Source organism: Achromobacter sp. AONIH1 (genome assembly GCF_002902905.1).
GTDB lineage: Bacteria > Pseudomonadota > Gammaproteobacteria > Burkholderiales > Burkholderiaceae_B > Achromobacter.
On the sequence record NZ_CP026124.1, the window covers coordinates 4,079,573 to 4,106,352 of the forward strand.

General features: G+C 66.7%; 24 protein-coding genes. 11 read left to right on the plus strand and 13 right to left on the minus strand.

Features of this window, described 5'->3' with window-relative positions; genetic code table 11:
* Nucleotides 1-522: 522 nt before the first annotated feature.
* Nucleotides 523-1,125, minus strand: coding sequence for a hypothetical protein (locus C2U31_RS18760; RefSeq protein ID WP_103274155.1), 603 nt, complete (start codon nucleotides 1,123-1,125; stop codon nucleotides 523-525).
* Nucleotides 1,126-1,156: 31 nt separating this feature from the next.
* Nucleotides 1,157-1,780, minus strand: coding sequence for a glutathione S-transferase family protein (locus tag C2U31_RS18765; protein WP_103274156.1), 624 nt, complete (start codon nucleotides 1,778-1,780; stop codon nucleotides 1,157-1,159).
* Nucleotides 1,781-2,119: 339 nt separating this feature from the next.
* On the opposite strand from C2U31_RS18765, the gene C2U31_RS18770 reads away from it, so the two are divergent.
* The gene (locus tag C2U31_RS18770) at nucleotides 2,120-2,653 is read left to right on the plus strand and encodes a DUF1697 domain-containing protein (protein ID WP_103274157.1); all 534 of its coding nucleotides are present in this window, start codon (nucleotides 2,120-2,122) and stop codon (nucleotides 2,651-2,653) included.
* A gap of 97 nt (nucleotides 2,654-2,750) precedes the next feature.
* On the opposite strand, the gene C2U31_RS18775 is transcribed toward C2U31_RS18770, so the two are convergent.
* The 3 genes from C2U31_RS18775 to C2U31_RS18785 all read right to left on the minus strand — a co-directional run bounded on the left by C2U31_RS18775 (nucleotide 2,751) and on the right by C2U31_RS18785 (nucleotide 8,039).
* Nucleotides 2,751-5,462 (minus strand): autotransporter domain-containing protein, encoded by a 2,712-nt coding sequence (locus tag C2U31_RS18775; protein ID WP_233772418.1) that lies wholly within the window; start codon nucleotides 5,460-5,462, stop codon nucleotides 2,751-2,753.
* Nucleotides 5,463-6,124: 662 nt separating this feature from the next.
* Complete coding sequence (locus C2U31_RS30595) at nucleotides 6,125-7,123, minus strand: hypothetical protein (RefSeq protein ID WP_158658401.1); 999 nt, start codon at nucleotides 7,121-7,123, stop codon at nucleotides 6,125-6,127.
* Nucleotides 7,124-7,172: 49 nt separating this feature from the next.
* Nucleotides 7,173-8,039 carry a hypothetical protein gene (locus tag C2U31_RS18785; protein WP_158658402.1) on the minus strand — a complete coding sequence of 289 codons (867 nt, stop codon included), beginning with the start codon at nucleotides 8,037-8,039 and terminating at the stop codon, nucleotides 7,173-7,175.
* A 317-nt stretch (nucleotides 8,040-8,356) separates the two neighbouring features.
* Here C2U31_RS18785 and C2U31_RS18790 point away from each other — a divergent pair, with 317 nt between their 5' ends.
* Nucleotides 8,357-8,614: a hypothetical protein gene (locus C2U31_RS18790; RefSeq protein WP_103276445.1), complete on the plus strand. Its 258-nt coding sequence runs from the start codon at nucleotides 8,357-8,359 to the stop codon at nucleotides 8,612-8,614.
* Here C2U31_RS18790 and C2U31_RS18795 read toward each other — a convergent pair.
* The 6 genes from C2U31_RS18795 to C2U31_RS18820 form a co-directional block, all read right to left on the minus strand.
* Nucleotides 8,601-9,299 (minus strand): class I SAM-dependent methyltransferase, encoded by a 699-nt coding sequence (locus tag C2U31_RS18795; protein ID WP_233772885.1) that lies wholly within the window; start codon nucleotides 9,297-9,299, stop codon nucleotides 8,601-8,603. The genes C2U31_RS18790 and C2U31_RS18795 overlap by 14 nt on opposite strands.
* 214 nt (nucleotides 9,300-9,513) lie before the next feature.
* Nucleotides 9,514-9,921 (minus strand): DoxX family protein, encoded by a 408-nt coding sequence (locus C2U31_RS18800; protein ID WP_103274161.1) that lies wholly within the window; start codon nucleotides 9,919-9,921, stop codon nucleotides 9,514-9,516.
* A gap of 171 nt (nucleotides 9,922-10,092) precedes the next feature.
* Entirely contained in the window at nucleotides 10,093-11,481 is a 1,389-nt protein-coding gene (gene dbpA / locus C2U31_RS18805) for an ATP-dependent RNA helicase DbpA (RefSeq protein ID WP_103274162.1), read from the minus strand.
* A 26-nt stretch (nucleotides 11,482-11,507) separates the two neighbouring features.
* Nucleotides 11,508-11,927 (minus strand): PIN domain-containing protein, encoded by a 420-nt coding sequence (locus C2U31_RS18810; protein ID WP_103274163.1) that lies wholly within the window; start codon nucleotides 11,925-11,927, stop codon nucleotides 11,508-11,510.
* A complete protein-coding gene (locus tag C2U31_RS18815) occupies nucleotides 11,924-12,178 on the minus strand; it encodes a plasmid stabilization protein (RefSeq protein ID WP_103274164.1) in 255 nt (84 codons plus the stop codon). Before C2U31_RS18815 ends, C2U31_RS18810 begins: the two co-directional genes overlap by 4 nt.
* Nucleotides 12,179-12,282: 104 nt before the next feature.
* Nucleotides 12,283-13,056 (minus strand): IclR family transcriptional regulator, encoded by a 774-nt coding sequence (locus C2U31_RS18820; RefSeq protein ID WP_103274165.1) that lies wholly within the window; start codon nucleotides 13,054-13,056, stop codon nucleotides 12,283-12,285.
* 171 nt (nucleotides 13,057-13,227) lie between these two features.
* Between C2U31_RS18820 and xsc the strand changes: the two genes are divergently transcribed.
* Both xsc and C2U31_RS18830 read left to right on the plus strand, forming a co-directional pair.
* Nucleotides 13,228-15,039, plus strand: a complete 1,812-nt coding sequence (gene xsc, locus C2U31_RS18825; protein WP_103274166.1) for a sulfoacetaldehyde acetyltransferase — start codon at nucleotides 13,228-13,230, stop codon at nucleotides 15,037-15,039.
* Nucleotides 15,040-15,205: 166 nt separating this feature from the next.
* A complete protein-coding gene (locus C2U31_RS18830) occupies nucleotides 15,206-16,126 on the plus strand; it encodes a bifunctional enoyl-CoA hydratase/phosphate acetyltransferase (protein WP_103274167.1) in 921 nt (306 codons plus the stop codon).
* Between the two features lie 12 nt (nucleotides 16,127-16,138).
* On the opposite strand, the gene C2U31_RS18835 is transcribed toward C2U31_RS18830, so the two are convergent.
* Together C2U31_RS18835 and C2U31_RS18840 are read right to left on the minus strand one after the other, a co-directional pair.
* Nucleotides 16,139-17,011 carry a DUF4240 domain-containing protein gene (locus tag C2U31_RS18835; RefSeq protein ID WP_199770851.1) on the minus strand — a complete coding sequence of 291 codons (873 nt, stop codon included), beginning with the start codon at nucleotides 17,009-17,011 and terminating at the stop codon, nucleotides 16,139-16,141.
* Nucleotides 17,012-17,111: 100 nt separating this feature from the next.
* On the minus strand, nucleotides 17,112-17,597 hold the full coding sequence (locus tag C2U31_RS18840; protein ID WP_103274168.1) for an Lrp/AsnC family transcriptional regulator: 486 nt from the start codon (nucleotides 17,595-17,597) through the stop codon (nucleotides 17,112-17,114).
* A 98-nt stretch (nucleotides 17,598-17,695) separates the two neighbouring features.
* Between C2U31_RS18840 and C2U31_RS18845 the strand changes: the two genes are divergently transcribed.
* From C2U31_RS18845 to C2U31_RS18875, 7 genes are all read left to right on the plus strand, one after another.
* A complete protein-coding gene (locus C2U31_RS18845; protein ID WP_103274169.1) occupies nucleotides 17,696-19,183 on the plus strand; it encodes an aminotransferase class V-fold PLP-dependent enzyme in 1,488 nt (495 codons plus the stop codon).
* 154 nt (nucleotides 19,184-19,337) lie between these two features.
* Nucleotides 19,338-20,912: an ABC transporter substrate-binding protein gene (locus C2U31_RS18850; protein ID WP_103274170.1), complete on the plus strand. Its 1,575-nt coding sequence runs from the start codon at nucleotides 19,338-19,340 to the stop codon at nucleotides 20,910-20,912.
* A gap of 16 nt (nucleotides 20,913-20,928) precedes the next feature.
* Entirely contained in the window at nucleotides 20,929-21,897 is a 969-nt protein-coding gene (locus C2U31_RS18855) for an ABC transporter permease (protein WP_103274171.1), read from the plus strand.
* Nucleotides 21,894-22,847 carry an ABC transporter permease gene (locus tag C2U31_RS18860; protein ID WP_103274172.1) on the plus strand — a complete coding sequence of 318 codons (954 nt, stop codon included), beginning with the start codon at nucleotides 21,894-21,896 and terminating at the stop codon, nucleotides 22,845-22,847. Before C2U31_RS18855 ends, C2U31_RS18860 begins: the two co-directional genes overlap by 4 nt.
* Nucleotides 22,844-23,950, plus strand: coding sequence for an ABC transporter ATP-binding protein (locus tag C2U31_RS18865; protein WP_103274173.1), 1,107 nt, complete (start codon nucleotides 22,844-22,846; stop codon nucleotides 23,948-23,950). Before C2U31_RS18860 ends, C2U31_RS18865 begins: the two co-directional genes overlap by 4 nt.
* Nucleotides 23,947-24,999 carry an ABC transporter ATP-binding protein gene (locus tag C2U31_RS18870; protein WP_103274174.1) on the plus strand — a complete coding sequence of 351 codons (1,053 nt, stop codon included), beginning with the start codon at nucleotides 23,947-23,949 and terminating at the stop codon, nucleotides 24,997-24,999. The genes C2U31_RS18865 and C2U31_RS18870 overlap by 4 nt, the downstream gene beginning before the upstream one ends.
* A gap of 128 nt (nucleotides 25,000-25,127) precedes the next feature.
* Nucleotides 25,128-26,780 (plus strand): amidohydrolase, encoded by a 1,653-nt coding sequence (locus C2U31_RS18875; RefSeq protein ID WP_103274175.1) that lies wholly within the window; start codon nucleotides 25,128-25,130, stop codon nucleotides 26,778-26,780.

Consider the following 26,780-nt stretch of genomic DNA (forward strand, 5'->3'; position numbering starts at 1 on the left):
CTTGCGCGAGTTGAAAACATGTTTTGGGTGCGACTTTGTGTCGCAGGCTCAGGCTGTCGGAATCACCACATTGACCATAAGGGAACAAACGCCTGGAAACTACGACGAGCGATTTTTCCTTTCCCATCCTATGCCATCGCGAATGCGCGATGCCTAAGATGCTGAGAAAACGCGCGCTGGCCAGAGGCCGCGAGGAGCAGGTCGGCGATTTCTTTGTCAACGGGAAGCCCTGCTTCCAGCCTGGTGAGTGCTAGCTCGGCCCAGTATCCCGTTGGCCACTTGAGGGCAGCTATCACAACCTCTCGCGCTGGAGGGCCTTCATTGGACAACTGGTCCATTGGCCGCTCAAGATGGATCACTAGCTCGGATGGATTCATCAATGGTTCGGTGCATGTTGTTCGTGGTCAGGCGAACGGTGACTGGCGCTTGGAACATGCCAAGGCCGACCGTGTACCAGGCGTTCCCAGCCATTGTCGTATTGGCGCAGGGTGCGGCAAGGCGATGAAGAGTTCGTGGCCGCCCTTACTGATATACCTTCCCTCGATATAGAAACCACGCGACCTCGGCCCAGGACGGCGGACCGCGTTCGTCGCCACCCTCAAGAACCACCAGCCCGGTATGGAGGAACGTCGCGATATCTGCATGCCGCCATCCTAGCGCGCCATCGTATCGATAATTCTCGGGGTCTTCCGCTTCAAGCTTTTGCGCGCGTTCGCGATCTTTTGCCAGCGCCCGAGCAAATCGCAAGAAGGATTTCCTGTCCGCCACTTCGTCAAGCAGTGCTTCGAGGGACTGCAGTCGAAACCGTAGATGTTCAATGCCAGCTTCGATCTCGGCGACGATCGCTTTGCTTGCCCTGGGTTTGAGCACTTCCAGTAGGGCTTCGTCCCCGGACTCCCCCGTACATGCCAGGGCCTGAATTGCACTCCGGAGCAGTTGCGGGTCTTGGCTATCCAGCGTGCGCAGGGCGTGCTCACGTATGTGGCGCGAGATTCCCGGGCAGGCTTCTTCCTCACCTTCCATCCATGCGTCGTACAGGGCAAGGCCGTCAGGCGCGGGTTCAGCGTACCTTCCGTAGCGTTCAAGCAGCCGCTCCAGACGGGCCTTCTCGAAACTTGTGCTCATGTCGGCGTTGCGCGATCAATGCGAGTCCGCATCAACCCTGCGCCTCCTTCACCGCCCGCCGCACCGCCTCCCGCTGACCCACCCGTTCCAGATACGCCGTCAGCTTCGGAAACCGCGTCATGTCCACGCCATCCCCCTCCAGCCAGCTGCCGACGGTATACAGATAGCCATCCACGACGCTGTACCGTTCCCCCGCGACCCAGGGCCCGACGATCTGCGCTTCCAGATAGGCCGCGCAAACGGTCATGGTCTGCGGCACCTTGGCGCGCATGGCTTCATGGGCGGCGGGATCGTCGGCCCAGCGGGCGCCGCGGCGCTTGTGGGCGTGGGCGACGTGGGCGGTCGAGGCCAGGTAGCTGGCCAGTTCCTGCATGCGCGCGAAGGCGAAGGGATCATCCAGCGGCGCGAGTCCGGCCGCCGGAAAGCTCTGCGCCACGAAGGCCAGCAGGGCGGGGGTCTCGGTCAGCACGCCCTGGGGCGTGGCCAGTGCGGGTACGCGGCCCTTGGGGTTCACGCGCAGGTAGTCCGGGCCTTGCTGCTGCCCGGCGGCGATGTCCAGTTTGACCAGATCGAACTCGGCGCCGGCTTCGTGCAAGGCGATGTGGGTGGCCAGGGCGCAAGTGCCGGGAGCGGTGTAGAAGGTCCAGCGTGACATCGGCGTTTTCCTTTTGAGTGGAGCGGCTTGAGGGGTGTCGGTCAGCCGCCTAGGATAATGCGGACAGGGCCGTGGAGAAAGGTGTCGGGGCCTGAATGTCCTGGCGCGGTCGCTTGCTTGCGTTTTGCTGAAGATGGTCGGATGCGCCGCTGCCGCTTGTGGAGGCCGCTCGCTTGCGAGAGAATCCGCGCAGCGTTCCTGGGGGCGAAGTCCGCTTCGCCAGCTTGCGAGGCGACCTATGAAGCGATTCATAGCGACCCGTAAACCAAGCCGACCAGGCGTCATCAACCGGCCCGTCAATTCGTCCGCCAACATTCACCAGGCTTAGACCACACCACCATGAAAACAACCATCATCCTGCTGCGCGGCGTGATGCCCACGGGCAAGAACAAGGTGCTGATGGCGCCGCTGCGTACCGCGCTGGAAGAGGCGGGGTTGAGTCAGGTCCGGACGTACATACAGAGCGGCAACGTGATCGTGTCGACGCGGCTGGGCCTGCCCGCCGTGGAGCGGCTGGTGCACGAGACGATCAAGGAACAGCTGGGCGCGGAGCTGAAGGTGCTGGCCCGGCATGTACCGTATTTCGAGGAAGTGCTGGCGCGCAATCCGTTCAAGGACGAGGATCCGGCCAAGCTGTATTTCACGCTGCTGGCGTCCTTGCCCGAAGCGGCGACGCTGGCCGCGTTCCAGGCGCTGGATCATGCGCCGGATCAGGTGCGGGTGGTGGGCGACATGGCCTATGTGCGTTGCCACACCAAGTACAGCGACGTGAAGGCCAACAACAATTTCATCGAGAAAAAGCTGAAGCTGGCCGCGACGACGCGCAACTTCAATACGATCAGCAAACTGGTGGCGCTGGGCAACGAGGGGTGACGGGCAGGCAGGGGCCTGCCCGCGCCTTGCAAGCGCCCGCGCTGAAACGACAAGGGGCGCCGCGATCGCGGCGCCTCTTGTGCTGGCTACGCCAGGTTTAGAAGCGCACGGCCAGCTTCAGCTGCCCCGACTGCTGCCGGTTGCCGCCGCCGAACTGCGCGTCGTAGCCGACGCCCACCGTGGTGTTGCGCGCGACCGCCATCTCGGCGCCCAGGCCCAGCACCGCCGCGTTGCGCGCGATGGGCACGCCCGTCACCGAGAAGTTGCTGCCGCCGTCCAGCGCCAGTTCCTGGCGCGGCTTCAGGTCGCCCGAGGCATGGCGCCAGCCCACCGACGCGGTCAGGCGATTGCTGCGTTCGGCGCCAAACTCCCATGCGCCGCGCAGGCCCAGCGTGCTGCTGGCGACGTCATTGGTGCTGGCCGATCCGCTCAGCGCGGCGCTGCCGCCCGACTCCTTGAAGCCGCGCGTGCGCAGCTGGTTCCAGGCCAGGCCGGCGTAGGGTTCGATGCTGTAGGCATCGCCCAGCGGCAGCGTGTAGCCGAGTTCGGTGTAGAGCTGCGTCGACGTGGCGCGATAGGACGACTTGAGCTGCTGGTTCAGCGTTCCGGCCGCGACATCGCGCTTGGCGTCGATGTTGTGCCAGGTGTAGGCCGCGCCGGCCATGAAGCGCAGCTGGCCCGGGCCGGCGGCGAAGTTGCGGCCGCCGAAGACGGTCGCCGTGTAGCTGTCGACCTTGGTGCGCGACGCGCTGTCGGAGATCGTGTTGCGGCTGTCCAGATAGCCCACCGCGCCGCCCACGCGCCAGCCTTTGCCGGCTTCGGTGTCGCCGCCGACGAAGAGTCCGCCGGACGACTGGCTCACGCTGGCCGCGTTGCCGTCGCCCTTGAACTTGCTCCAGTTGCCGACGACCTGCGTCCAGACCGGATAGGCGCCGCTTTGCGGCAGGGCGTCGGGCGAGGGCGCGCCGCCGGCCTGGGCCGTCGGGCGTCCGGCGCGCATGGGTGCGTCCAGGTTGCCGCGCAGGCGGTCCAGCGACAGCGTGCGGACGGTGTCGCCCTGGCTCAGCAGCACGCTGGCGTTGCTGGCGTAGGCTTCGCCGGACAGCTGCTTCAGCGCCGTGCGCGCCTGGTCCTGGGTCATGGTCAGGACCGCTTGCGTGACCTGGCTGGCGCCGCTGCCCTGGTTCGCGGCGGCGCCGTTGCCGCCGCCGATGCCGACGCCAGACAGGCCGTTGCCGGCGGACGACGAGCCGCTGCCGGTCGAGGGCGGATCCTGCTTGTCCAGCGCGCCGCCGACGCTGCTCTCGTTGCCCGTGCCGCCGATGCTGCCGATCGGCACGTCGTTGCGCGTCAGCGTCATGTAGACGTTCTTCGGGTCGTAGCTGAGCGTGGGGGTCAGGAAGGCATAGGTGCTGGACGCGCCGGTGAAGCGGCCCTGCACGCCGCCGTCGGCCGTCAGGATGTTGTAGGTGGTGCGCGGCGCGTAGTTGCCGTTGGGACCGATGTGTTCCACGGTGCCGTCGAGCGTGGCCACGCCGGTGACGTGGATGCGGTCGCTCGCGGTGCTGGCGGGGTCGGCGTGCACGCGGTAGATGGTGTTCTGGCCGAAGGTCAGGTTGCCGTTGATCGTGAGCGTGCCGATGGGCGAACCGTCGTTGCCCGGCGCGATGACGGCGGTGGGGTAAAGCGTGGTGGTGCCCAGCTGGCCGACGCCGGCCAGCACGACTTCGCGGCCGATGTCGACGGGGCCGTTGAGCTTGCCGTCGATCTCCAGCGCGCCGTCGGCGATCAGGATGGGACCGGACAGGCCGCTGCTGTCGGCGGTCAGGATCACCGAGCCCGGGCCGGTCTTGACGAAGCCCTGCGTGCCTTGCAGCGGGTTGGTGATGGTGTCGACGTATTGGGCTGAGGCATAGGTGCCGTCGCCAACCACGATGACGGGCTGATTGCCACCGCTGCCGACCAGGGTGATGGGCGCGCCTTGCACGCGATACCGGTCGCTGGCGAACTGGATGCCGGACACGCGCACCGGGCCGGCGCCGCCGTCGACCGTGACCGTGCCGGCCGCGCCGGTGAAGATGGCGTAGCCGCCGTCGGGCAGGGCGCCCGTGGCGTTGCCGGGGCTGTTCCAGTTGGCGCTGCTCGCGGTCCAGGTGCCGTCGCCGCCGCCCGCGCGGGTCGCGGACGCCGCGCCGTTGCCGTTCCACAGGTTGGTGGTGCTGGGGCCCAGGATCAGGTTGATGTGCTTGTCGCCGGTCAGCGTCTGGATGTTGGCGGCGGGCACGGAGTCGCCGGTGACCGAGCCCAGGGTCAGGCCGTTGCCGCTGAGGTTGCCGGTGTACGACAGGATGCGGTAGTAGCCGGCGTTGACGCCCAGCGTGTTCACCGAGACGTTCAGCGTGGTGTTGTTCAGGGCCACGTCGCCGCGCACGGTGATGTTGTCGCCGGTGCCGGGTTGCGTGATGGGCAGGCCGGCGTAGCCGGTCTCGAAGTCGTACACGGCGTTGTTCATCGACAGGTTGCCGTTGACGATGAGGTTGCCGTTGGAGACGCCGGTGGGGGTGCCGACGGGATAGCCCGGCGCGACGCGCGAGTTGCCCGAGACGTTGAGGTTGCCGTTGATCGCGCCGAAGCCCGAGACGGTGGAGTTCGCGGTCGCATTGACGTTGCCGCCGAGCGTGACGCCCGCGCCGCCGCCGTTGCCGCCGATCACCAGCGTGCCGCCGTTGACGTCGACGCCGCCGGGGAAGCTGGCCGAGCCGTCGAATACCTGCGTATTGCCTGGCGCAATCGTCAGGTCGGCGGCCATGACGCCCGCGCAATAGGTCGCGCTAAGCGCGACCGTCGTTGTCAGCCATTTTTTCTTGCCATAGATCAAAACGTGAGTCCTTTTGGGTCGATTAATAACCTTATGTCCGATCGTTACTGAATCGCTGTGAAAGTGCTGCCAGGGAGGCGATGCAAGGTGCGCGAACGGAGCCGGTTATTGAAAAAAGGACGAAATTTAAACCAGTTTTTTTGCAGGGAAAAGAATAAAAAAATGGATACCATCCAGGTTGTGGTATTTGATAAATAGGGTGCCAGCCATTGTTATAAAAATAGTTCGCTGGATACCATCTTTATGATTAGATTGGCGAAAAATGACAAATTGAATGCTAATGAAATAGCATTGTTTCACGTTGGGCTTCGTGTGGCCGGGGGGGTTCGGGAACGCCAGGAGGCGCTCAAGGAACTCATGTGATTTCCTTGAGAAAAGGTGGCCATTCCCTTGAAGATAACTATTTTGTCAGTGTTTGTTAGATTGCGTGCCAAGAACAGGCGAAGATGGCATCGAAATCAGCGAGGCAAGAGGGGCGTTGTGAAGAGATGCTGGGTGCCTGGCTGGTGCTGGTTATTTCCGAGGAGAGGTCGTGCTATCTATATTTGTTTATTATTTATTGGAAAATAGAAGTCACGAGAGAGTTGAAAAATTCAAAGCAGGGTAACGCCCGTTTCCGTGAGTCGATATCGTTGCAGCTGTATATTGTTTCGCTTTAGGGCGGCGATTAGGTCTGTGGCCAAGCTCTCGTCCGCTGGCAGCACCAGGGTGCGCAGGCAGTCAACACGTTTGGCGTGAACGGTCAACTGCCCGATGCCGGTGTATATATCGCCGCGCATGGTCGAGGTTTTGACTTCATAGGCCTCGACCAGCTCGGTTCCCCTGGATACGCCAAGATCGAGCAATACGGACTTGACGATTTGTTGATTCCTGGCAAGGCCTTTGCGTTGACGCCATTCGCTCAGGCTTTTCACTACTTCGCCATGCCTGGATACGTAGTCGATGTCGCGGGCCGAGGCCCGTCCCTTTCTGCGGCCGAAGGATTCATCAAAGTACGCGCGATACTGGTGTTCCTTTTCCTTGGCGGTCGTGGTCTCCGTCCTGCCCTCCCGGACGGCAGCCTTGAAATCGATGATGGCCTCTACGTAGGCTACGGCTGCAAGGGCGGCGCCACGCGCAGCGATAGGCATGACGAGCAGACCTTCCTTCTGCGACCCATCGCGGGCATATACCGGATGAGTTTGAAGATCCGACCAGGCCACGAACGCGTCCTTTTTGACCCCCGTTGCTCCGCCGCCTACTCGTCCGGAATGGAAAAGATAGATCTGTCCGCTGGACGCGTGCTTGGCGAAAAAGCCTGCAACGGAATCGTTGCGTCCTTCGTAGGGAATATTGATTTCAACGGCGATGGCGACACCGGGGCCTTCATAGATCCGGCCAAACCAATTCAATCGTCGCGGATTGGATGTGTTCTTGTGATCCTGCGACCAGTACCAGTATTCACCATTCGAGTGCAGCTTCGCGGCCGGCCGTCGGCCGCCTTGCCAGCCGATGTCGCGAACTTCCTTTATTGAAAATTCGCGGCGTAGCGTTGCTTCGAGTTGAGATTGGGCCCTGCGAATCTCGGCGCGGTCTTCAATCAGAATGAACATGGCTGGGGTCGATGTGATGTGGAAACCGGGGAGTTTTCGGGTTCAAGCGTTAATACGGTTTCATCGTGTGGATCTGGTTCTTGGCCAGTCGTTGGACGCCGTAGGCGATGGCTCCGCCGAACACATTGGACTCCATCATTCCGGGAACCCGTGCGATCACGTATTCATCCGTTTCTTCAAGGATCTGCGAGTTGGCGAAGTACATGTCTTCCGGCTTGGTATACATCCCCAGCCCGCCCATCTTGCTGCCAAGCAGATGCAGGCTACCGAGATTGACCCGCTTGCCGGTGGCGGGCAAATCGCCCTTCAGGTCTCGCTTGACGAGGCCTGCGAGCGCAGTTGCCGCAGTGGTGAGCTCTTTCTTGTATTGGTCCAGTTGCCCTTCGGACAATTGGGCCAATTCCTTCTCGGGGTATACCGATTGCAGATGGTAGGTGTAGCGGCCAGTCCACTTGGTGTTGGCGTTGTCGACATGGAAGACCAGGGCCAGCCTGAATCTCTCGTCGTCGCAACGCTGCACGAAGACAAATGGCTTGAGATTGAAAGCCGCGGCTTCTCCAGATGCCTTGATGCCGGCGGCTTCCAAGGCGGCAGTCGAGGCTGGCAGCGGATCAACCTGTATGACCGAGTCCTTGTATTGCTTGGCCATTTCCTGGGACAGACGGGAAACGTTCATGCTGCCAAAAATCGGTCCTAACAGAATGCTGCCGCCGCCAGTCTGCATAAAGATATAGCGCGTGCCTTCGATGTAGCCTGCCTGATTCGGCAGATACTTTTTCTCAGGCATATTGGCGGAAACAGAGACTGCCGACTGCATTCCGGCCTGAACGGCAGGAGGCGTCGTTGTCTTGAGCGCGGGAGCGCAACCAGCTGCAAGAACGGCCATTGTCAAAACCAAAGGCGGCAAAAGGCGCATTTTTTTAATCCGTCAGCGAGGGAGAAGAGGGTCTGATTGGGTGAGGCAATTTAACTCAATCTCGAGACGTTTTGAAAAAATATTTCATATTAAGAAACGTCTGACTTGTTTATCGCCATCCAAGACAGGGAGAGCCGGCTCCCGTTCGTTTACTGGTATGTGGAATTGAGGTGGACGAACGGTTGCGATCATTCAACGAAACAGGCGTTTCCCTGGAGACCTGATACTGCCGCGCGTTGCGCATTGCGAGTAAGGTGTGGAGATAATCCATGACCATCCGGCACGCCAGCCCGTGCCACGAGCAGGATCAGAAAATCATGAAGACCCTACGCCGGGCATTGCGCCCCGTTCTTGCCGCAGCGGCAGTCGCAGCCGCAACGCTCACCGCCTGCGCGGATACCCCGCCCCGGCGCGCCGACATGGACTACCGCAGCCGGCCATCTTCCCCGGCACAAAGCCCGAACAGCGCCCCGGCTTCCTCGGACCGGCGCCTGACCATCCAGTCCGGCGAGGGAGAAAGGCTGAATCTTCCCTGGTTCATCCGGGATACGCAGGACTTCATCAACCGCGACTGATCTCGCCCGGGACTGCCGTGATGCGCGGCTGACGCGTCTCGCCCTCGACGGCGCCGCCACGCCGGGCCAGCCAGACATTCGCGCGGCCGCATTCCTCGTCCCACTCGACATATCGCACCACTTCGAAACCGTTGGCTTCCAGCAGATCGCGATACTCCTGGCGGTCCAGGCTGCCGTGATACAGCGGCTGTCCTTCGAGTTCCCCGATCGCTTCCCCCAGTGTGGTCCCGCTGGTGAACATCAGCGGCGCGCCTGGCGCGGCCAGGCGTGCGAAGGTGGCGAACAGGGGCCGCTGGTCTTCGGGCCTCAGGTGAAAGAGGCTGTGCCAGGCGATCAGGCCGTGGAAGGTCTCGTTCAAGGGCATGCGGCGCATGTCGGCGGCGATCCAGCGGTGATCCGGGAACGCGGCTTGCGCGCCTGCGAGCAGGGGCAGGGACGTGTCCACGCCCATGATCTCGCAGCCCTGTTCGATCAGGTGGCGGTCGATGGGCACGCCGTTGCCGCAGCCGATGTCCAGCACGCGCGGTTTGCCGGATGCCGGCAGCAGCGCCAGAAAGCGCGTCAGCCAGCCGCGCTCGAACAGATCCCGGCTTCTCTGCCGCTCAAAGGCGCGGGCATGTTCCTGGTACAGCGCGACCACGTTGTCGGCGGGAGAGGTCGGCGATTTCTTCATCTGGGAGGTCATCACTCGGACTGTCCGGGGAGTCATCAATCGGACGAATATCGGACTGTAACCCCGGGGAATCATCAATCGGACGAATCTTGAAGAATGGCCGGATCACGATCAAACGCCCAGCGAGCGCGATCCTAAAAGAACAAGGGCCGCCTGCCGGCGACCCTTGTTTCCATCGACCGGCGGCTCGCGCCGTCAGTCTTCATGCCGGACGATCACGCGCGCCTCAGTTCCAGCGCCCGCCATTGCCCGCCAGGCTGAAGCGGCCCGCGCCCATGAAGGCGATGGCCAGCGCCGTGAACAGGAACATGCCTTGCAGTTCCAGCGCCCAGCCGCCGTTGTTGGTCAGGCTGCCGAGCTGGCCGGTGTGGGCCAGCAGGATGGCGACCACCATGTTGATGGCGATGATCAGGCCGCCCAGGCGGGTGTAGATGCCTACGATGATGAGCACCGGGGCCAGGATCTCGCCGATGTAGGCGCCATAGGCCAGAAAGCCCGGCAGGCCGTGCGAGGACAGCATGCCGGCGATGCCGCTGACGCCGCCGCCCGAGAGCTTGAACAGGCCGTGCAGCAGGATCAGGATGCCCAGGGTCAGGCGCAGGATCAGCTTGCCGGTGTCGTCGGATTTGATCATGTTGGGGTTCTCTTATTCAGATTGAGAAGAACAGTGGGCTGGTTGGAGCGCACCGCGAGCCTATGGTTCCTCTGTCCGGCCCCCTTTTTCCCCGGGGGTCCGGACAGGCGCGGCCATTATGGCAAAACCCGAGCAAATCCATCAAGCATTCGGCGGTGTATTAACCAACGCTTACAGCTCTTCCAGGTAGCGCATGCGGAAGCGCTTGCCCTTGATGGCGCTGTTGGACAGGCGCGAGAACGCCTGCTTGGCGATGCGGCGGTCCAGCGCGACGTAGGTGTTGAACTCGGTGACGTTGATCTTGCCGACCTGCTCGAACGTCAGGCCGCCGTCGCCGGTCAGCGCGCCCAGCAGGTCGCCGGGCCGCAGCTTGTCCTTCTTGCCGCCCTGGATGCACAGCGTGACCATGGGCGCGCGCAGCGGGCGGTCGGCCTTGGGGCGCAGCGATTGCAGGTCGCCCCAGACCAGCGGGACGCCCTGGTACTGCTCGATCAGGGTGGCCCAGCGCATTTCGTCGGGCGAGCACAGGCTCAGGGCCAGGCCCTTCTGTTCGCCCCGGCCGCTGCGGCCGATGCGATGGACGTGGACCTCGGTGTCCTTGGTCACGTCCACGTTGATGACGGCGCCCAGGTTCTGGATGTCCAGTCCGCGCGCGGCCACGTCGGTGGCGACCAGCACCGAGCAGCTGTTGTTGGCGAACTGGATCAGGATCTCGTCGCGCTCGCGCTGTTCCAGGTCGCCGTTCAGCGCCAGGGCGCTGACGCCTTGCTGGTTCAGGGCCTCGACCAGGTCGTGGCTGCGGATCTTGGTGTTGCAGAAGGCCAGCGTGGACGCCGGCCGGAAATGCGCCAGCAGGCGGGCGACGGCGTCCAGGCGTTCCTCGGGCTTGATCTCGTAGAAGATCTGCTCGATGCGGCTGGCGTCGTGCTGGGCCTCGACCTTGACCTCGGCCGGATTGCGCAGGAAGCGGGCGGCCAGCTTGCGGATGTTGTCGGGGTAGGTGGCCGAGAACAGCAGGGTCTGGCGCTTGGTCGGGCAGTGCGAGGCGATGGCGACGATATCGTCGTAGAAGCCCATGTCGACCATGCGGTCGGCCTCGTCCAGCACCAGGGTGTTCAGGCCGGCCAGGTCCAGGCTGCCGCGCGCCAGGTGGTCCTGGATGCGGCCCGGCGTGCCGACCACGACGTGGGCGCCGTGGGCCAGCGACTCGGCCTGGGGGCGCACCGCCGCGCCGCCGCACAGGGTCAGCACCTTGATGTTGGAGATCTGGCGCGCCAGCCGGCGCAGTTCCTGCGCCACCTGGTCGGCCAGCTCGCGGGTGGGGCACAGCACCAGGCATTGCGGCGCCAGCCAGGGCGGGTTGATCTTCTGCAGCAGGCCCAGGCCGAAGGCGGCGGTCTTGCCGCTGCCGGTCTTGGCCTGGGCGATGAGGTCGCGGCCTTCCAGGATCAGGGGCAGGCTCTGCGCCTGGATGGGAGTCATCTGCGTGAAGCCCAGGCTTTCCAGGTTCTGGAGCAGGGCGGGGGCCAGGGGCAGGGAGGAGAAGGCGGTTTCGGTCACGATATTGGTCCGGTCACGGATGGAGGCTAGGACGCGTCCCAGGGATTGATGACGGCAATGCCCGCTGCCTGGAAGGGCGCGGCGTCGCGGGTGGCGACGGCGTATCCCCGGGCGGCGGCGATGGCGGCAATATAACCGTCCGCCATTGGCAGGCCCTTGCCGGCGGCGCGCGCCTTGATGGCCAGCGCCGCGTAGTGATGGGCGGCGTCGGCGTCGAAGGCCAGCACGCGCTCGCCGAACAGCGCGACGATGCCGTCGAAGACCATGCCCAGGCCGCGCTTGCGCCGGCCTTCGGGCAGGGCGCCGATGCCGTACATCATCTCGGCGAGCGTGACGCTGGACAGGTACAGGGTCTCGGCCACCTGGTCGTTCAACCAGGTCTTGACCGCCGGATGCGGCTCGGGCTTCATCGCTTCGGAGACGACGTTGGTGTCCAGGACGATCATGCGATTTTCATCGGCTTGGCGGGTTTGCGGTCGCGCGTGTCTTCCAGGACGGCGAAGTCCTCGTTGCGCAGGCCGGCCTTGCGGCCGAGTTCCGCCAGCAGGTCGCCCAGGCGCGGGCGCTGCTCGGCCTTCACCGCGTGTTCCAGGATCTCGCGCACTTCGGCCTCGGTGCTGCGGCCGTGGTTGGCCGCGCGCAGGCGCAGGGCGCGGTGGACTTCGTCGGGCACGTTTCGGACGGTCAGGATCGCCATTGTCAATCGCTTGAGATTGCAGTCAATGCTGTCAATTTTATGTTGATGCAGTCATCCAGGGCAAATCGGCTTCTGACAGGGCCGGGTTCGAGACAGGGGCGCGTTCAATCGCCCGGCATCTGCGCATCCGCCTCGTACGTCCGCGCCAGCGCCGCCGCCGCCTGCTGCATGCGCGGCAGCCAGGCGCGGGCCGCGTCGATGGACAGGCGCGCCAGCGGCGCGTGCAGCGCCACGGCGGCCACGGCGCGGTTGCCGTGCAGGATCGGCACGGCCATGCAGACGATGCCCAGCAGGTACTCCTCGCGGTCGAAGCTGGCGCCTTCCTTGCGGATGCTGCGGAATTCGGGATCCAGCGCCTGCATGTCGCACAAGGTGTTGGGCGTGTAGCGCGGCAGCGGCGCGGCGGCCAGCAGGCGTTCGCGCGCCTCGCGCCGCATGTGGGCCAGGAACAGCTTGCCGCTGGCGCTGCAGTGCAGCGGCACGCGCGAGCCGGGCTGCAGGTTGACGCGCAGCGGCCAGGCGGTTTCGACGCGGTCCAGGTAGACGACCTCGTCGCCGTCCAGCATGGTGCAGTTGCAGGTCTCGCCGATCTCGTCGACCAGGCTGTCCAGGATGCGGTGGCGCTCGCCGCGCAGCGGCGAGTTGATCATGGCGTCGCGCGCCAGCGCGGCCAGCCGGGGGCCGCTGACGTAGCTCTTGCTGGCGGGCTCGCGCAGCAGCATGCCGGCGTCGGCCAGCCGCGACAGGATGCGCAGCACGGACGGCTTGGGCAGGCCGGAGGCCTCGGTCAGGGCGGCCAGCGACACCGGGCGTTCGGATTGCGCCACGAGTTCCAGCAGGGTGAGCGCGCGCAGCGCGGCGGAGGATTCGTCTTTCATCTTTCAAAAAATGAAGATCTGGCCTGTGGCGGTCCGCCCCGTGACGGATTTTGCGGAAAGTGGAACGAGGCGGGATGGGAATGACGGCGCTTCGGGTGCAGTATCGGCGTAGCCCGGCCGATATGCAATCCAGAATCCACCCGTCCAGCGCCGGCCCGCCAGGAGATAGACATGAGCAGCAAGCAACACATGACCCCCAGCGAAGCGTTTGTGGAAACCCTGGTCGCCCAGGGCGTGAAGGACGTCTTCGGCATCGTCGGCTCGGCCTTCATGGACGCGCTCGACCTGTTTCCGGCGGCGGGCATCCGCTTCGTGCCGACGGTGCACGAGCAGGGCGCGGCGCACATGGCCGACGGCTATTCGCGGGTGACGGGCCGGCACGGCGTCTGCATCGCGCAGAACGGCCCGGGCATCACCAATTTTGTCACGGGCGTGGCGGCGGCCTACTGGGCGCACAGCCCGGTGGTGGCGATCACGCCCGAGACCGGCACGTCCGGCATGGGCCTGGGCGGCTTCCAGGAAACCGAGCAACTGCCGATCTTCTCGCGCATCACCAAGTACCAGGCGCATGTGAACCGCGCCGACCGCATGGCCGAGTTCACGGCCAAGGCTTTCGACAACGCCATGGCCGAGCGCGGCCCGGCGCAGCTGAACATTCCGCGCGACTATTTCTACGGCGAGATCGACGTGGCGATTCCCGAGCCGCGCCGCGTGCGTCGCGGCCCGGGCGCCGAGGAAGACCTGGAGGCGGCGGCCAGGTTGCTGGCCGAGGCGCGCTTCCCGGTGATCGTGGCCGGCGGCGGCGTGCTGTTCTCGGACGGGCAGGCCGAGTGCGTGGCGCTGGCCGAGCTGCTGGGCGCACCGGTGGTGACCAGCTATCTGCACAACGACGCCTTTCCGTCGCGCCATCCGCTGTGGTGCGGCCCGCTGGGCTACCAGGGCGCCAAGGCCGGCATGAAGCTCCTGTCCGAGGCCGACGTGGTGCTGGCGCTGGGCACGCGGCTGGGGCCCTTCGGCACCTTGCCGCAGCACGGGCTGGATTACTGGCCCAAGAACGCCCGCATCATCCAGGTGGACGCCGACCATCGCATGCTGGGGCTGGTGCGCCCGGTGTCGGTGGGCATCTGCGGCGACGCCAAGCCGGCGGCCGCCGCGCTGGCGGCCAAGCTGGCCGCGCGCGAGCTGGCCTGCTCGGCCACGCTGAGCGCGCGCGCCGACCGCATCATTTCCGAGAAGAGCGCCTGGGAAAAGGAACTGGACGGCTGGTCGCACGAGCGCGACGACTGGAGCCTGGACATCATCAGCCGGGGCGGCGGCCGCATGCATCCGCGCCGCATGCTGCGCGAGCTGGAACTGGCCATGCCCAAGCATGTGATGGTGTCCACCGACATCGGCAACATCTGCTCGGTGTCCAACAGCTATCTGCGCTTCGACGAACCGAATTCCATGCTGGCGGCCATGAGCTTCGGCAACTGCGGCTACGCGCTGCCGGCGCTGATCGGCGCCAAGCTGGGCCGGCCCGATCGTCCGGCCGTGGCCTATGTGGGCGACGGCGCCTGGTGCATGAGCTTCCAGGAACTGCTGACCTGCGTGCGCGAGCGCATTCCGGTGACGGCGGTGGTGTTCCATAACGGCCAGTGGGGCGCGGAAAAGAAGAACCAGGTGGACTTCTACGGTCGCCGTTTCGTCGGCAGCAATCTGCAGAACCCGAACTTCGCCGAGTTGGCGCGCGCGATGGGGGCGGAGGGCCTGCGGGTCGAGCACGCCGACCAGGTGGGCGACGCGCTGCGCGCGGCCTGCAAGGCGCAGTCCGAGGGCAAGACCACGGTGCTGGAGATGATGGTGAGCCAGGAACTGGGCGATCCGTTCCGCCGCGACGCGCTCAAGCAGCCGGTGCGCTTCCTGAAGAAGTACCAGCCCTACGTCAACCAGCCCTTCGCGTCGGGGGAAACGCCGCTGTCGATCGAGCCGGCGGGACACTAGGCGCGAGGACGGGCGCGCGCCGGATCCAGAGGTACGGATGCGGTCTAGAGGATCCGGGAGCGGGGATCCGGCGCGGCCTGCCGATGCGTCCGCGACTAGCGGCCCGGCGGCGCGCCGGGCCGATGCCAGCGCGCCGCGCGGGGCGGCGCCAGCAGGAGCGAGAAAGATGGCGAGCGATGGATTGTTCGCGCCGCTGCGCGATGCCGCGTTGTCGGCGGGCCGGCTGCGCACGGCGGTGGCGTATCCCTTGTCCGCGTCCAGCCTGGGCGCGGCGGTTCAGGCGCGCGCGGCCGGCTATATCGAGCCGGTGCTGGTGGGGCCGCGCGCGCGCATCGCGCGGCTGCTGGAGGAATCGGGCCTGCCGGCCGGCGGGCTGGAAATCATCGACGCGCCCGACGACGAGCTGGAATCGGCGCGGGCCGCGGCGGCGCTGGCGCGCGACGGCGTCGTGGGCATGCTGATGAAGGGCAGCCTGCACAGCGATCATTTCATGGCGGCGGTGGTGGCGCGCGAGTCGGGCCTGCGCACGGCGCGGCGCATCAGCCATGCCTTCGTGATGTCGGTGGCGGCCTATCCCAAGCTGTTCATCCTGACGGACGCGGCGGTCAACATCGCGCCCACGCTGGCCGAGAAGGCCGACATCGCGCAGAACGCCATTGACCTGGCGCGCTCGCTGGGCGTGGACCGGCCCAAGGTGGCGGTGCTGTGCGCGACAGAATCGGTGAATCCGTCCATGCCGGCCACGCTGGACGCGGCGGCCCTGTCCAAGATGGCCGACCGGATGCAGATACGCGGCGCGCTGGTGGACGGGCCGCTGGCGCTGGACAACGCCATTTCGCGCGAGGCGGCGGAGCTGAAGGGCATCGCCTCGCCGGTGGCGGGGCAGGCCGACATCCTGCTGGCGCCCGATATCGAGGCCGGCAACATGCTCTACAAGGAACTCACCTGGCTGGCCGGCGCGGGCGCGGCCGGGCTGGTGCTGGGCACGCGCGTGCCGGTCCTGCTGACCAGCCGCGCGGATTCGGTGCAGGCGCGGGTGGACAGCTGCGCGATCGCGGCCCTGCACGCGCGCGCCTTGGCGGCCTAGTGTGCGTCGGGGCTACTCGTCCCAGGCCAGCTTCTGCGGGGCCTCGAACATCGCCCGGTCGAAGTTCACGGGCAGCCGGTGCAGCAGGTCCAGCAGGGCTTCGCGCGAGAATTCCTGGCCATAGGAGGCCTTGTCGGCCTCGCAAGGCACTTCGGCCCAGTACAGGTTCTTGCTGGCGTCATGCAGGATCTGGAAGCTCTGCCCCTGTTCGTTGACGATGCCCAGATAGTCGTCCAGATCCAGCAGGCACCAGAAGTAGTCGTCCAGCAGCCCGGCCAGCGTGACGCGGACGTTTTCCTCCGGCTCCACGTGGCGGGCGATGCCGGGATGCTGCTCGAAGCTGGCGTAGACGGTGTAGGCGGTCGGCGACGTGGCGGGGCGGCGCACGGCGTCGCCGGCGGTGGACGCGGGCAGTTTGCCGGCGAACGGCGCCAGACCTTCCTCCAGCGTCCAGACCGGGAAATCGTCCTCGCCGGCACCGGTGGCCTGGCTCCAGGCCTCGCGAGGCAGGTACAGCAGCGACTCGCACCAGCTCGTGTCGGGATCGGCGTCCGCATCGTCGAACATCGCCGGCCAGCGCATCGAGGCTTCGAACCACGCCTGTCCGCGCGCGACGGCGTGGCACGCCGCGTAAAGCAGCCCGTCGTCGCCAAACGGTCCCGTCCTGGCGCGCGAGGCGGTCAGCAAGGCCGCCAGCCTGTCGGCCAGCCGCAGGGCAAAGGCAATGATGTCATCAGCGGGCAATTGGGTCAGCGCCGCGCGCAGCGGCGCCAGGCTCTCGTCGTCTTGCCCCGACAGCAGCAGCGGGCGGTCGATATGCGTCATCAGTTGCCAGAACCGGGCGTCGGGCATGGGGGCGGGCAGGGTGGTCATGGGGCGCGACATGAATGGCGATGCCGGATGATACCCAAAAGCCCTGCCGGCCTTGGCCGGCGCAAGATGATCGGGTCGGATCCGCCAGATGATGACGGGCCGACAGCCCGGGTCAGCCTTCCAGCACGCGCAGATCCGGCGGCCGGTTCTCGATGATCGCTTCCATGGCGAAGAACCCGGTCACCGTCGACAGCTCGAAATCCGTGATCAGCTTTTGATAGAAGCGGTCATAGCCCGCCATGCCACGGCAGACCACCTTGATCAGGTAATCCCAGTCTCCGCCGATGCGATAGAACTCGGTGACTTCCGGCAGGCGCTCAACGTGCAGGCGGAAGCCGTCGGCCCAGGCCTTGGCGTGGTGGCTGGTCCGGATCATGACGAACACCGTCAGGTCCAGGCCCAGCGCCACCAGGCTGACCTCGGCCCGCGTGCCACGGATGATGCCGCAGGCATTCAAGCGTTGCAGCCGGCGCCAGCAGGCGTTCTGCGACAGGCCTACCCGATCGGCCAGCTCGCGCTGGGACAAGGCGCCGTCTTTTTGCAGGCAGCTGATGATGCTGAGATCGAACTTATCTATTTTTTCTAATTTGTCGTTCATTTGATCTGTTTTTGATTAATTTACGCAGAATATAGGTGATGTTTCATCAGGGTATTCCATCGTATGATATTTCGCTATTTACCGGAACCCGCGCCACCATGAATACCCCCACCGCGACCAGCCCCGCCAAGACCACCCCCTTGCAGCAGTTTCAAGAGAGCCTGAAGAGCGGCGACGTCGCGGCAGCGCTCGCGGACGGGCTCATCGGCAAGGACGCCGCCATCGACGGCCCGTTCGGCGCGAAGCCGCTGGTCTACGCCGATTACGTCGCGTCCGGCCGCGCCCTGATGCAGGTGGAACGCTTCATCCTCGAGCAAGTGCTGCCGTACTATGCCAACTCGCATACCGAAGCGTCCTATTGCGGTGGATTCATCACCCGGTTGCGCCGCGAAGCGCGCGCCACCATCGCCCGGTGCTGCGGCGCGGACGAAGCGCATGCGGTGATCTTCGCGGGCTCGGGCGCGACGGCCGGCATCAACCGGCTGGTCCATCTTTTCGGCGTGCGCGCGGCCCTCGCGGCGGGCCGACAGGTCCGCGTGATCATCGGCCCGTATGAGCATCACTCGAATATCCTGCCCTGGCGCGAATGCGGCGCCGACGTCATCGAATTGGGGGAAAGCCCCGAAGGCGGACCGGACCTGGCCGAATTGGCCGCCGCCTTGCAAGCGCCGGACGGCACGCTCGTCATCTGCGCGCTGTCGGCGGCCTCGAACGTGACCGGCATCGTCGCGGACGTCCCGGCCATCACGCGGCTGGTCAAGCAGTCGGGCGCGAAAATGCTGTGGGACTACGCCGGCGGCGCGCCGTACCTGTCCATCCAGATGTCGCCCGCCGCCGATGCGCAGATCGACGCCATCGTTTTCTCGCCGCACAAGTTCATCGGTGGTCCCGGCGCCTCGGGCGTGCTGATCGTCCGGCGCGACGCCGTGACCGAGACGACGCCGGCCTGGCCGGGCGGCGGCACCGTCAAGTTCGTGTCGCCGGCCGGCCACGATTACAGCGGCAGCCTGGAATCGCGCGAAGAGGCGGGCACCCCGAACGTCGTGGGCGATATCCGCGCCGCGCTGGTCCTGCTGGTGAAGGAAGCGCTGGGCGCCGACTTCATGCAACAACGCAACGCGCACTTCGTGCAGCGGGCGCTGGGCGCCTGGAAAGACGCCGGGCAACTGGAACTGCTGGGGTCGCTGACGGCCAACCGCCTGCCGGTATTTTCTTTCCGCGTGCGTGACGGCAAGGGCGGTTTCGTGCACCAGCAATTGGTCACGCGCATGCTGAGCGACCGATTCGGCATCCAGGCCCGCGGCGGCTGCGCCTGCGCCGGGCCCTATGTCCACCGCCTGCTCGACATCGGCGAAGAGCAGTCGCTGCTCATGCGGCAGGCCATTCTTGACGGTCGCGAAATCGAAAAGCCCGGATTCGTCCGATTGAATTTCAGCGCGCTGCTGTCGGACGCCAAGGCCGATTTCATCCTGGCGTCGGTGCTGGAACTGGCCTCGGACGCGGCCGATTTCGAAGACCTGTATGACTTCGATCCCAGTCGCGCCATCTTCTTTCCGAAAAACGCCGCGGTGGCCGCCGCGGCCTGATCCGTCTTTCCGCCACGCGCCGCGATCTTCCGCTGGCACCAACGACAGCGGCGTTTTGGTACTAAGCCCGGCTCCGGCGCGTGGCTACGCTTGACCCCAGGCCGTCGGCATGCACGAAGCGGCCGATGGACCACGATTCCAAGGGGGAAGCGACATGCGCAGCGCAAGACATATCCTGGCTGGTTTGCTCGCCGCGTTCGCGCTCGGCTCGGCCGGCGCGGCGGAAACGCCCAAGACGGGGGGCACGCTGGTGATCGGCTCGACGCAGGTGCCGCGCCATCTGAACGGCGCGGTGCAGTCCGGCGTCGCCACGGCGCTGCCCAGCGCGCAGCTCTTCGCCAGCCCGCTGCGCTTTGACGCGGACTGGAAGCCGCAGCCGTATCTGGCCGAATCCTGGGAGTTGTCGCCCGATGCGCGCACGCTGACGCTGCATCTGCGCAAGGATGCGCTGTTCCATGACGGCAAGCCGGTGACGTCCGAGGACGTGGCGTTCTCGGTCATGGCGGTCAAGCAGAACCATCCGTTCCAGACCATGCTGGCGCCAGTCGACAGCGTGGAGACGCCGGACCCGCACACGGCGGTGCTGCGCATGTCCCGGCCGCATCCGGCCATCCTGCTGGCCATGTCGCCGGCGCTGATGCCGGTGCTGCCCAAGCACATCTACGGCGACGGCCAGGACCTGAAATCGCATCCGCGCAATTCGGCCGATCTGGTTGGCTCGGGGCCGTACCGGCTCAAGGAATTCAAGCCCGGCCAGGAAATCGTTCTGGAGCGCTTCGACAAGTTCTTCCTGCCCGGCAAGCCTTACCTGGACCGCGTGGTGGTCAAGATCAACCCGGACGCCACCAACCTGCTGATCGGGCTGGAGCGCGGCGACGTGCAGGCGCTGCCCTACATGAGCGAGCCGACGTTGTTGCGGCGCGCCAAGGACAATGCCGCGCTGTCCATGACCAGCAAGGGTTACGAGGGCATCGGCGGGTTGGGCTGGCTGGCCTTCAACACCGCGCGCAAGCCCTTCGACGACGCGCGGGTGCGCCAGGCCATCGCCTACGCCATCGACAAGAACTTCATCGCCAAGGCGCTGAATGGCGGCTTCGCCTCGGTGGCCGACGGCCCCATCATCGCCACCAGCCCCTATGCCTCGGCCGACCTGAAGAAGTATCCGCTGGACCTGAAGCGCGCCGAGCAGTTGCTGGACGAGGCCGGCCTGAAGAAGGACGGCAAGGGCGAGCGCATGACGCTGACGGTGGACTACATGCCGGGCAGCGACGTGCAGGGCAAGAACGTGGCCGAATACCTGCGCAGCCAGCTCAAGAAGGTCGGCATCGTGGTGCAGGTGCGCGCCTCGCCGGACTTCCCGACCTGGGCCAAGCGCATCGCCAGCCATGATTTCGACCTGACCACGGACATCGTCTTCAACTGGGGCGACCCGGTGATCGGCGTGCACCGGACCTATCTGTCCAGCAACATCCGCGACATCGTCTGGACCAACACCCAGTCGTACAGGAACCCCAAGGTCGACGCGCTGCTGGAGCAGGCGGGCGTGGAAACCGACGAGGGCAAGCGCCGCGCGCTGTACGCCGAGTTCCAGAAGCTGGTTACGGAAGACCTGCCGATCGACTTCCTGACCGTGATCCCGTACCACACCCTGGCCTCGCGCAAGGTCCACGGCCTGCCCGATGGCATCTGGGGCGTGCTGTCGCCGCTGGACGAGACCTGGCTGCAATAAGGCCGAGGAGGGCGCCATGTTGAGATACCTGGGACGCAGGCTGGCCTATGCGCTGGCGCTGCTGCTGGCGGTGGTGACGCTGAATTTCCTGCTGATCCACATTTCGCCGGGCGATCCGGTCGAGACCATCGCTGGCTCGATGGGCGGCATCAGCGAGGAACTGCGCGCCCAGCTGCGCGCGCAATACGGGCTGGACAAGCCCTTCATCGCGCAGCTGGGGCTGTACCTGGGGCAGGTGTTGCGCGGCGACCTGGGCCATTCCTATTTCTTCAACCTGCCGGTGACACAGCTGATCTGGGACCGCGTGCCGGCCACGCTGCTGCTGGTCGTGACCTCGGTGCTGGGCGCTTTCCTGGCCGGCACGCTGCTCGGCACGCTGGCCGCGCGCAAGCCCAACGGGCCGCTGTCGCAGGGCATCACGCTGCTGTCCATCGTCGGGTACTCGGCGCCGGTGTTCTGGACCGGCATCCTGCTCATCATTCTGTTCGCGTCGATGCTGCCGATCTTCCCGGTGTCCGACATGCGCACGGCGGGCGCGTCCGAGCTGGGCTGGTCCGGCGCGCTGGACGTGCTGCATCACCTGGTGCTGCCGGCCTGCACGCTGGGCTTCGTCTACCTGGCGCAATACAGCCGGCTGGCGCGCGCCAGCGTGATCGAGGCGCTGTCCGCCGACTACATCCGCACCGCGCGCGCCAAGGGCCTGCCCGAGCGCACGGTGCTGTACAAGCACGCGCTGCGCAACGGCGTGCTGCCGGTGGTGACGATGCTGGGCCTGCAGTTCGGCAACGTGCTGGCCGGCGCCATCCTGGTCGAGACGGTCTTCAACTGGCCCGGCCTGGGCCGGCTGGCCTTCGACTCGGTGCTGCGGCGCGACTATCCGACGCTGCTGGGCATCCTGCTGTTCGCCTCCCTGCTGGTGGTGGTGATGAACCAGCTCACCGATCTGGCCTATCGGCTGGTCGATCCCCGGATCAAGACATCATGAGCCAGATTCCCGCCGCGCCGCCGGGCGCCGTATCCGCTGTATCCGTCTCGTCCGTTTCATCCGCAGCCGCCGTGGCGACGGGCGCTGTCGCCACGTCCGGCCGCGCGCCGGTCCGCCAGTCGCGCGAGGCGCTGCGCGCCTTCCTGCGCAATCCCTCGGCCGTCGTCGGCCTGCTGCTGCTGGCCGCCGTGCTGGCGGTGACGCTGTTCGGCCCGGCGCTGATGCCGGCTGATCCCTTCGAGATCGTCAGCGCGCCGATGGAGCCGCCCGGCGCCGAATTCCTGCTGGGCACGGACTACCTGGGGCGCGACGTGCTCACCGGTCTGGTACACGGCGGCCGCGCTACGCTGCTGGTGGGCGTGGTGGCGGCGGTGCTGTCGGTGTTGATCGGGGTGACGGTGGGCGCGCTGGCCGGCTACTACGGCGGCTGGATCGACGAGGCGCTGATGCGCGTCACCGAGTTCTTCCAGGTGCTGCCCACGCTGCTGTTCGCCATGGTGCTGGTGACGCTGTTCTCGCCGTCGCTGGCGACGATCGCCATCGCCATCGGCGTGGTCAGCTGGACCGGCACGGCGCGGCTGGCGCGCGGCGAGTTCCTGCGGTTGAAGCGGCGCGAGTACGTGCTGGCCGAGCGCGTCATCGGCGCGGGCGACGCGCGCATCATCTGGCGCGTGATCCTGCCCAACGCGCTGGCGCCGCTGATCGTGTCGGCCACGCTGGCGGTGGGCACGGCGGTGCTGTTCGAGGCCGGGCTGTCGTTCCTGGGCCTGGGCGATCCCAACGTCATGAGCTGGGGGCTGATGATCGGCAGCAACCGCCCCTACATCCTGACCGCGTGGTGGGCCGTGACGCTGCCCGGCGCGGCGATCTTCCTGACGGTGCTGGCGGTGAGCCTGATCGGCGACGGTCTGAACGACGCGCTCAATCCGGCGTCCAGGGGACGGCTATGAACGCCGCCGTCCTGCAAGTGACGACGCCCGGCGACGCGCCGGCGGCCGGCGCGGCCGATCCGGTGCTGCGCGTGGAGAACCTGACGCTGGCCTTTCGCGCGCGCGGTCGCAGCGCCGACGTGCTCAATGCGGTCAGCTTCGAGCTGCGGCCGGGCGAGACGCTGTGCCTGGTGGGCGAGTCCGGCTGCGGCAAGAGCATGACGGCGCTGGCCATCATGCGGCTGGTGCCCGAGCCGGGACGCATCGGCGGCGGCCGCGTGCTGCTGCGCGGCGAGGACCTGGCCGCGCGCGACGAGGGCGCGATGCGGCAGGTGCGCGGCAACAGCATTTCCATGATCTTCCAGGAGCCGATGACCGCGCTCAATCCGGTCTACACGGTGGGCGAGCAGATCGCCGAGCCGCTGCGGCTGCACCAGGGCCTGGACAAGGCGGGGGCGCGGGCGCGCGCCATCGAGATGCTGCGCTCGGTGGGCATACCCGCGCCGGAGCGGCGCGTGGATGATTATCCGCACCAGATGTCCGGCGGCATGCGCCAGCGCGTGATGATCGCCATCGCGCTGGCCTGCGATCCGGCCGTGCTGATCGCCGATGAGCCGACCACGGCGCTGGACGTGACCGTGCAGGCGCAGATCTTCGACCTGCTGCGCGAACAGCAGGCGCGGCGCGGCACGGCGGTGCTGATGATCACGCACGACATGGGCGCGGTGTCCGAGATGGCCGATCGTATCGTGGTGATGTATGGCGGGCGCATCGTCGAGCAGGGTGCCTGTCGCGACGTGCTGACCGGGCCGCTGCATCCGTACACGCAGGGCCTGATCGCCTGCCTGCCGGAGCTGGACCGCGAGCCGGACGAGGCGCGGCCGGACCTGCCGGAGATCCCCGGCGTGGTGCCGTCGATCTGGGATCGCGGGCCGGGCTGTCCGTTCCAGGCGCGCTGCGAGCGGGCGATGCCGCGCTGCGGCGAGGCGTTTCCGCCGCTGGCGCGGCCGTCGCGGGCTGGCGCGATGCATGGGGACGCCGATGCCGCAATGGCTTCCGACGCGGAGGCATCCGGCGCGGAGCATGGCGTGGCCTGCTGGCTTTATGTGGAGGCGCAATCATGATCCAGACCCCGACCTCGACCCCGGCCTCAATCCATACTCCGGCCCCGGCCGCCTCCGCGCCGCTGCTGTCGGTGTGCGACCTGGCCGTGCATTTCCCCGTAGCGGGCGGCGGCGGCCGGACCGCCACGGTCAAGGCGGTGGACGGCGTGTCCTTCGAGCTGGCGCGGGGCCGCACGCTGGCCATCGTGGGCGAGTCGGGCTCGGGCAAGACCACCACGGCGCTGTCGGTGCTGCGTTTGTCCGAGCCCACCGCCGGCGCCATCCATTTCGACGGACAGGACCTGACAGCCCTGCGCGGCGAGCCATTGCGCCGCATGCGCCGCCAGTTGCAGCTGGTGTTCCAGGATCCGTATTCCTCGCTCAATCCGCGCCAGCGCGCCGGCGACATCGTGCGCGCGCCGCTGGACCTGATGGACATCGGCCCGGCGGCCGGGCGCGCGGCGCGCGTGGCCGAGATGTTCGAACTGGTGGGCCTGCGGCAGGACCAGCAGGCGCTGTATCCGCACCAGTTCTCCGGCGGCCAGCGGCAGCGGCTGAACGTGGCGCGGGCGCTGGCCAGCGGGCCGGACCTGATCGTCTGCGACGAGCCGGTGTCGGCGCTGGATATCGCCATCCGCGCGCAGATCCTGAACCTGCTGCGCCGGATCCAGCGCGAGCGCGGCCAGTCCTTCCTGTTCATCTCGCACGACATGGCGGTGGTCGAGCACATCTGCGACGACATCGCGGTGATGTACCTGGGCAAGATCATCGAGCGCGCCTCGCGCCGCGCCTTCTTCACGCGGCCGCTGCATCCCTACAGTGTCGCGCTGATGTCGGCGGTGCCCACCGTGCGCGGCGGGCGCGAGGCCGCCGCGCGCCGCGTGCGGCTGACGGGCGATCCGCCCAGCCCGGTCGATCCGCCGCCGGGTTGCCGGTTCGCGGGGCGCTGTCCGGCCGCGCGGCCGGCCTGTTCCGCCAGCGAGCCGCCGCTGCGCGAGGTGGCGCCGGGCCATGACGTGGCCTGCCATTTCGTCGAGCGGCGCGACGGCGCGCTGGTCGCGCCGCTGTAGATGACGACAAGTTCAGTGGCCGGCAAGTTCATGGGCGCGATGCGCCCGGCCCCGGCCTTGGCGGCGGGGCTTCGCGGCCGCGTCCCGTTTTGCAGCTTTCTCATTATCCCGCCACAGGAGTCCGATCCATGTCCCAACCCGCCGTTCCGACCACGATCTACCAGGCCCGCAGCATCCTGACCATGAATCCGGCCCGACCGCGCGCCACTCACGTGGCGGTGCGCGACGGCCGCATCCTGGGCGTGGGCGGGCTGGACGAGCTGAAAACCTGGGGACCGGCCGAGCTGGACCGCCGCTACGCCGACCGTGTGCTGATGCCCGGCCTGGTGGAAGGCCACTGCCATCTGCCCGAGGGCGGCATGTGGAAGTTCGTGTATGTGGGCTACTACGATCGTCGCGGTCCGGACGGCAGGACCTGGCCCGGACTCAAGAGCTTCGAGGCGGTGGCGGCGCGGCTGCGCGAGGCCGAGGCCGCGCTGCCGGCGGACGGGACGCTGATCGGCTGGGGCTTCGATCCGATCTACTTCGGCGGCGAGCGCATGGACCGCCGCCACCTGGACGCCGTGTCCAGTCAGCGGCCGGTGGTGGTGATGCACGCCAGCATGCACCTGATGAACGTGAACGGCGCCATGCTGGCGCGGGCCGGCATCGATGCCGATACCGACGTGGACGGCATCACCCGCCTGCCCGACGGCAGCCCCAGCGGCGAGCTGTGCGAATTCGCCGCCATGTTTCCCGTGATACGCCTGATCGGCAATCCCTTCCGCACCGTGGGTCTATCGGAAGACGGGCTGCGGCTGTTCGGGCAGGTGGCGCGGCGCGCCGGCGTCACCACCGCCACCGATCTGGTGAACGAGCTGGAAGGGGAAGGGCTGGCGCGGCTGTCGCGCATCACGGCCGAGCCGGACTATCCGGTGCGCATCGTGCCGGCGGCCTCGGCGCTGGCCTTTCCGGGCGATCCGGCGCGCTGCCTGGAAACGCTGCGCGCCGCCACGGCGCTGAACCACGACAAGCTGCGCCTGGGCATGGTCAAGCTGGTGGTCGACGGCTCCATCCAGGGTTTCACGGCGCGCCTGCGCTGGCCCGGCTATCACAACGGCGCGCCCAACGGCATCTGGGTGACGGCGCCGGGCGAACTGGACGGGTTGGTGCAGGCCTATCACGAGGCCGGCGCGCAGCTGCACATTCATACCAATGGCGACGAGGCCACGCAGGTGGCGATCGAGGCGGTGGCGCGGGCGCTGGCGCGCCATCCCCGGCCGGACCACCGGCACACGCTGCAACATTGCCAGATGGCGGACGCGGCGCAGTTCCGGCGCATGGCCAGCCTGGGGTTGTGCGCCAATCTGTTCGCCAACCACATCTACTACTGGGGCGATGCGCACTACGCGCAGACCATGGGGCCGGACCGGGCCGAGCGCATGGACGCCTGCGCCACGGCGGCGCGCGAGGGCGTGCGCTACGCCATCCACTCCGACGCGCCGATCACGCCGCTGGGGCCGTTGTTCACCGCCTGGTGCGCGGCCACGCGAACGACATCCTCGGGCCGGGTGCTGGGCGAGTCCGAGCGCATCGGGGTGGACGAGGCGCTGCGCGCCATCACGCTGGGCGCGGCCTACACGCTGCACATGGATCATCTGGTCGGCTCCATCGAGGTCGGCAAGCATGCGGACTTCTGCGTGCTGGAGGATGATCCCTCGGCTTTGCCGGCCGAGCGCCTGAAGGACGCGCGGGTGTCGGGCACCGTCGTCGGCGGACGGCCGATGGCCTCGGACGCCTGA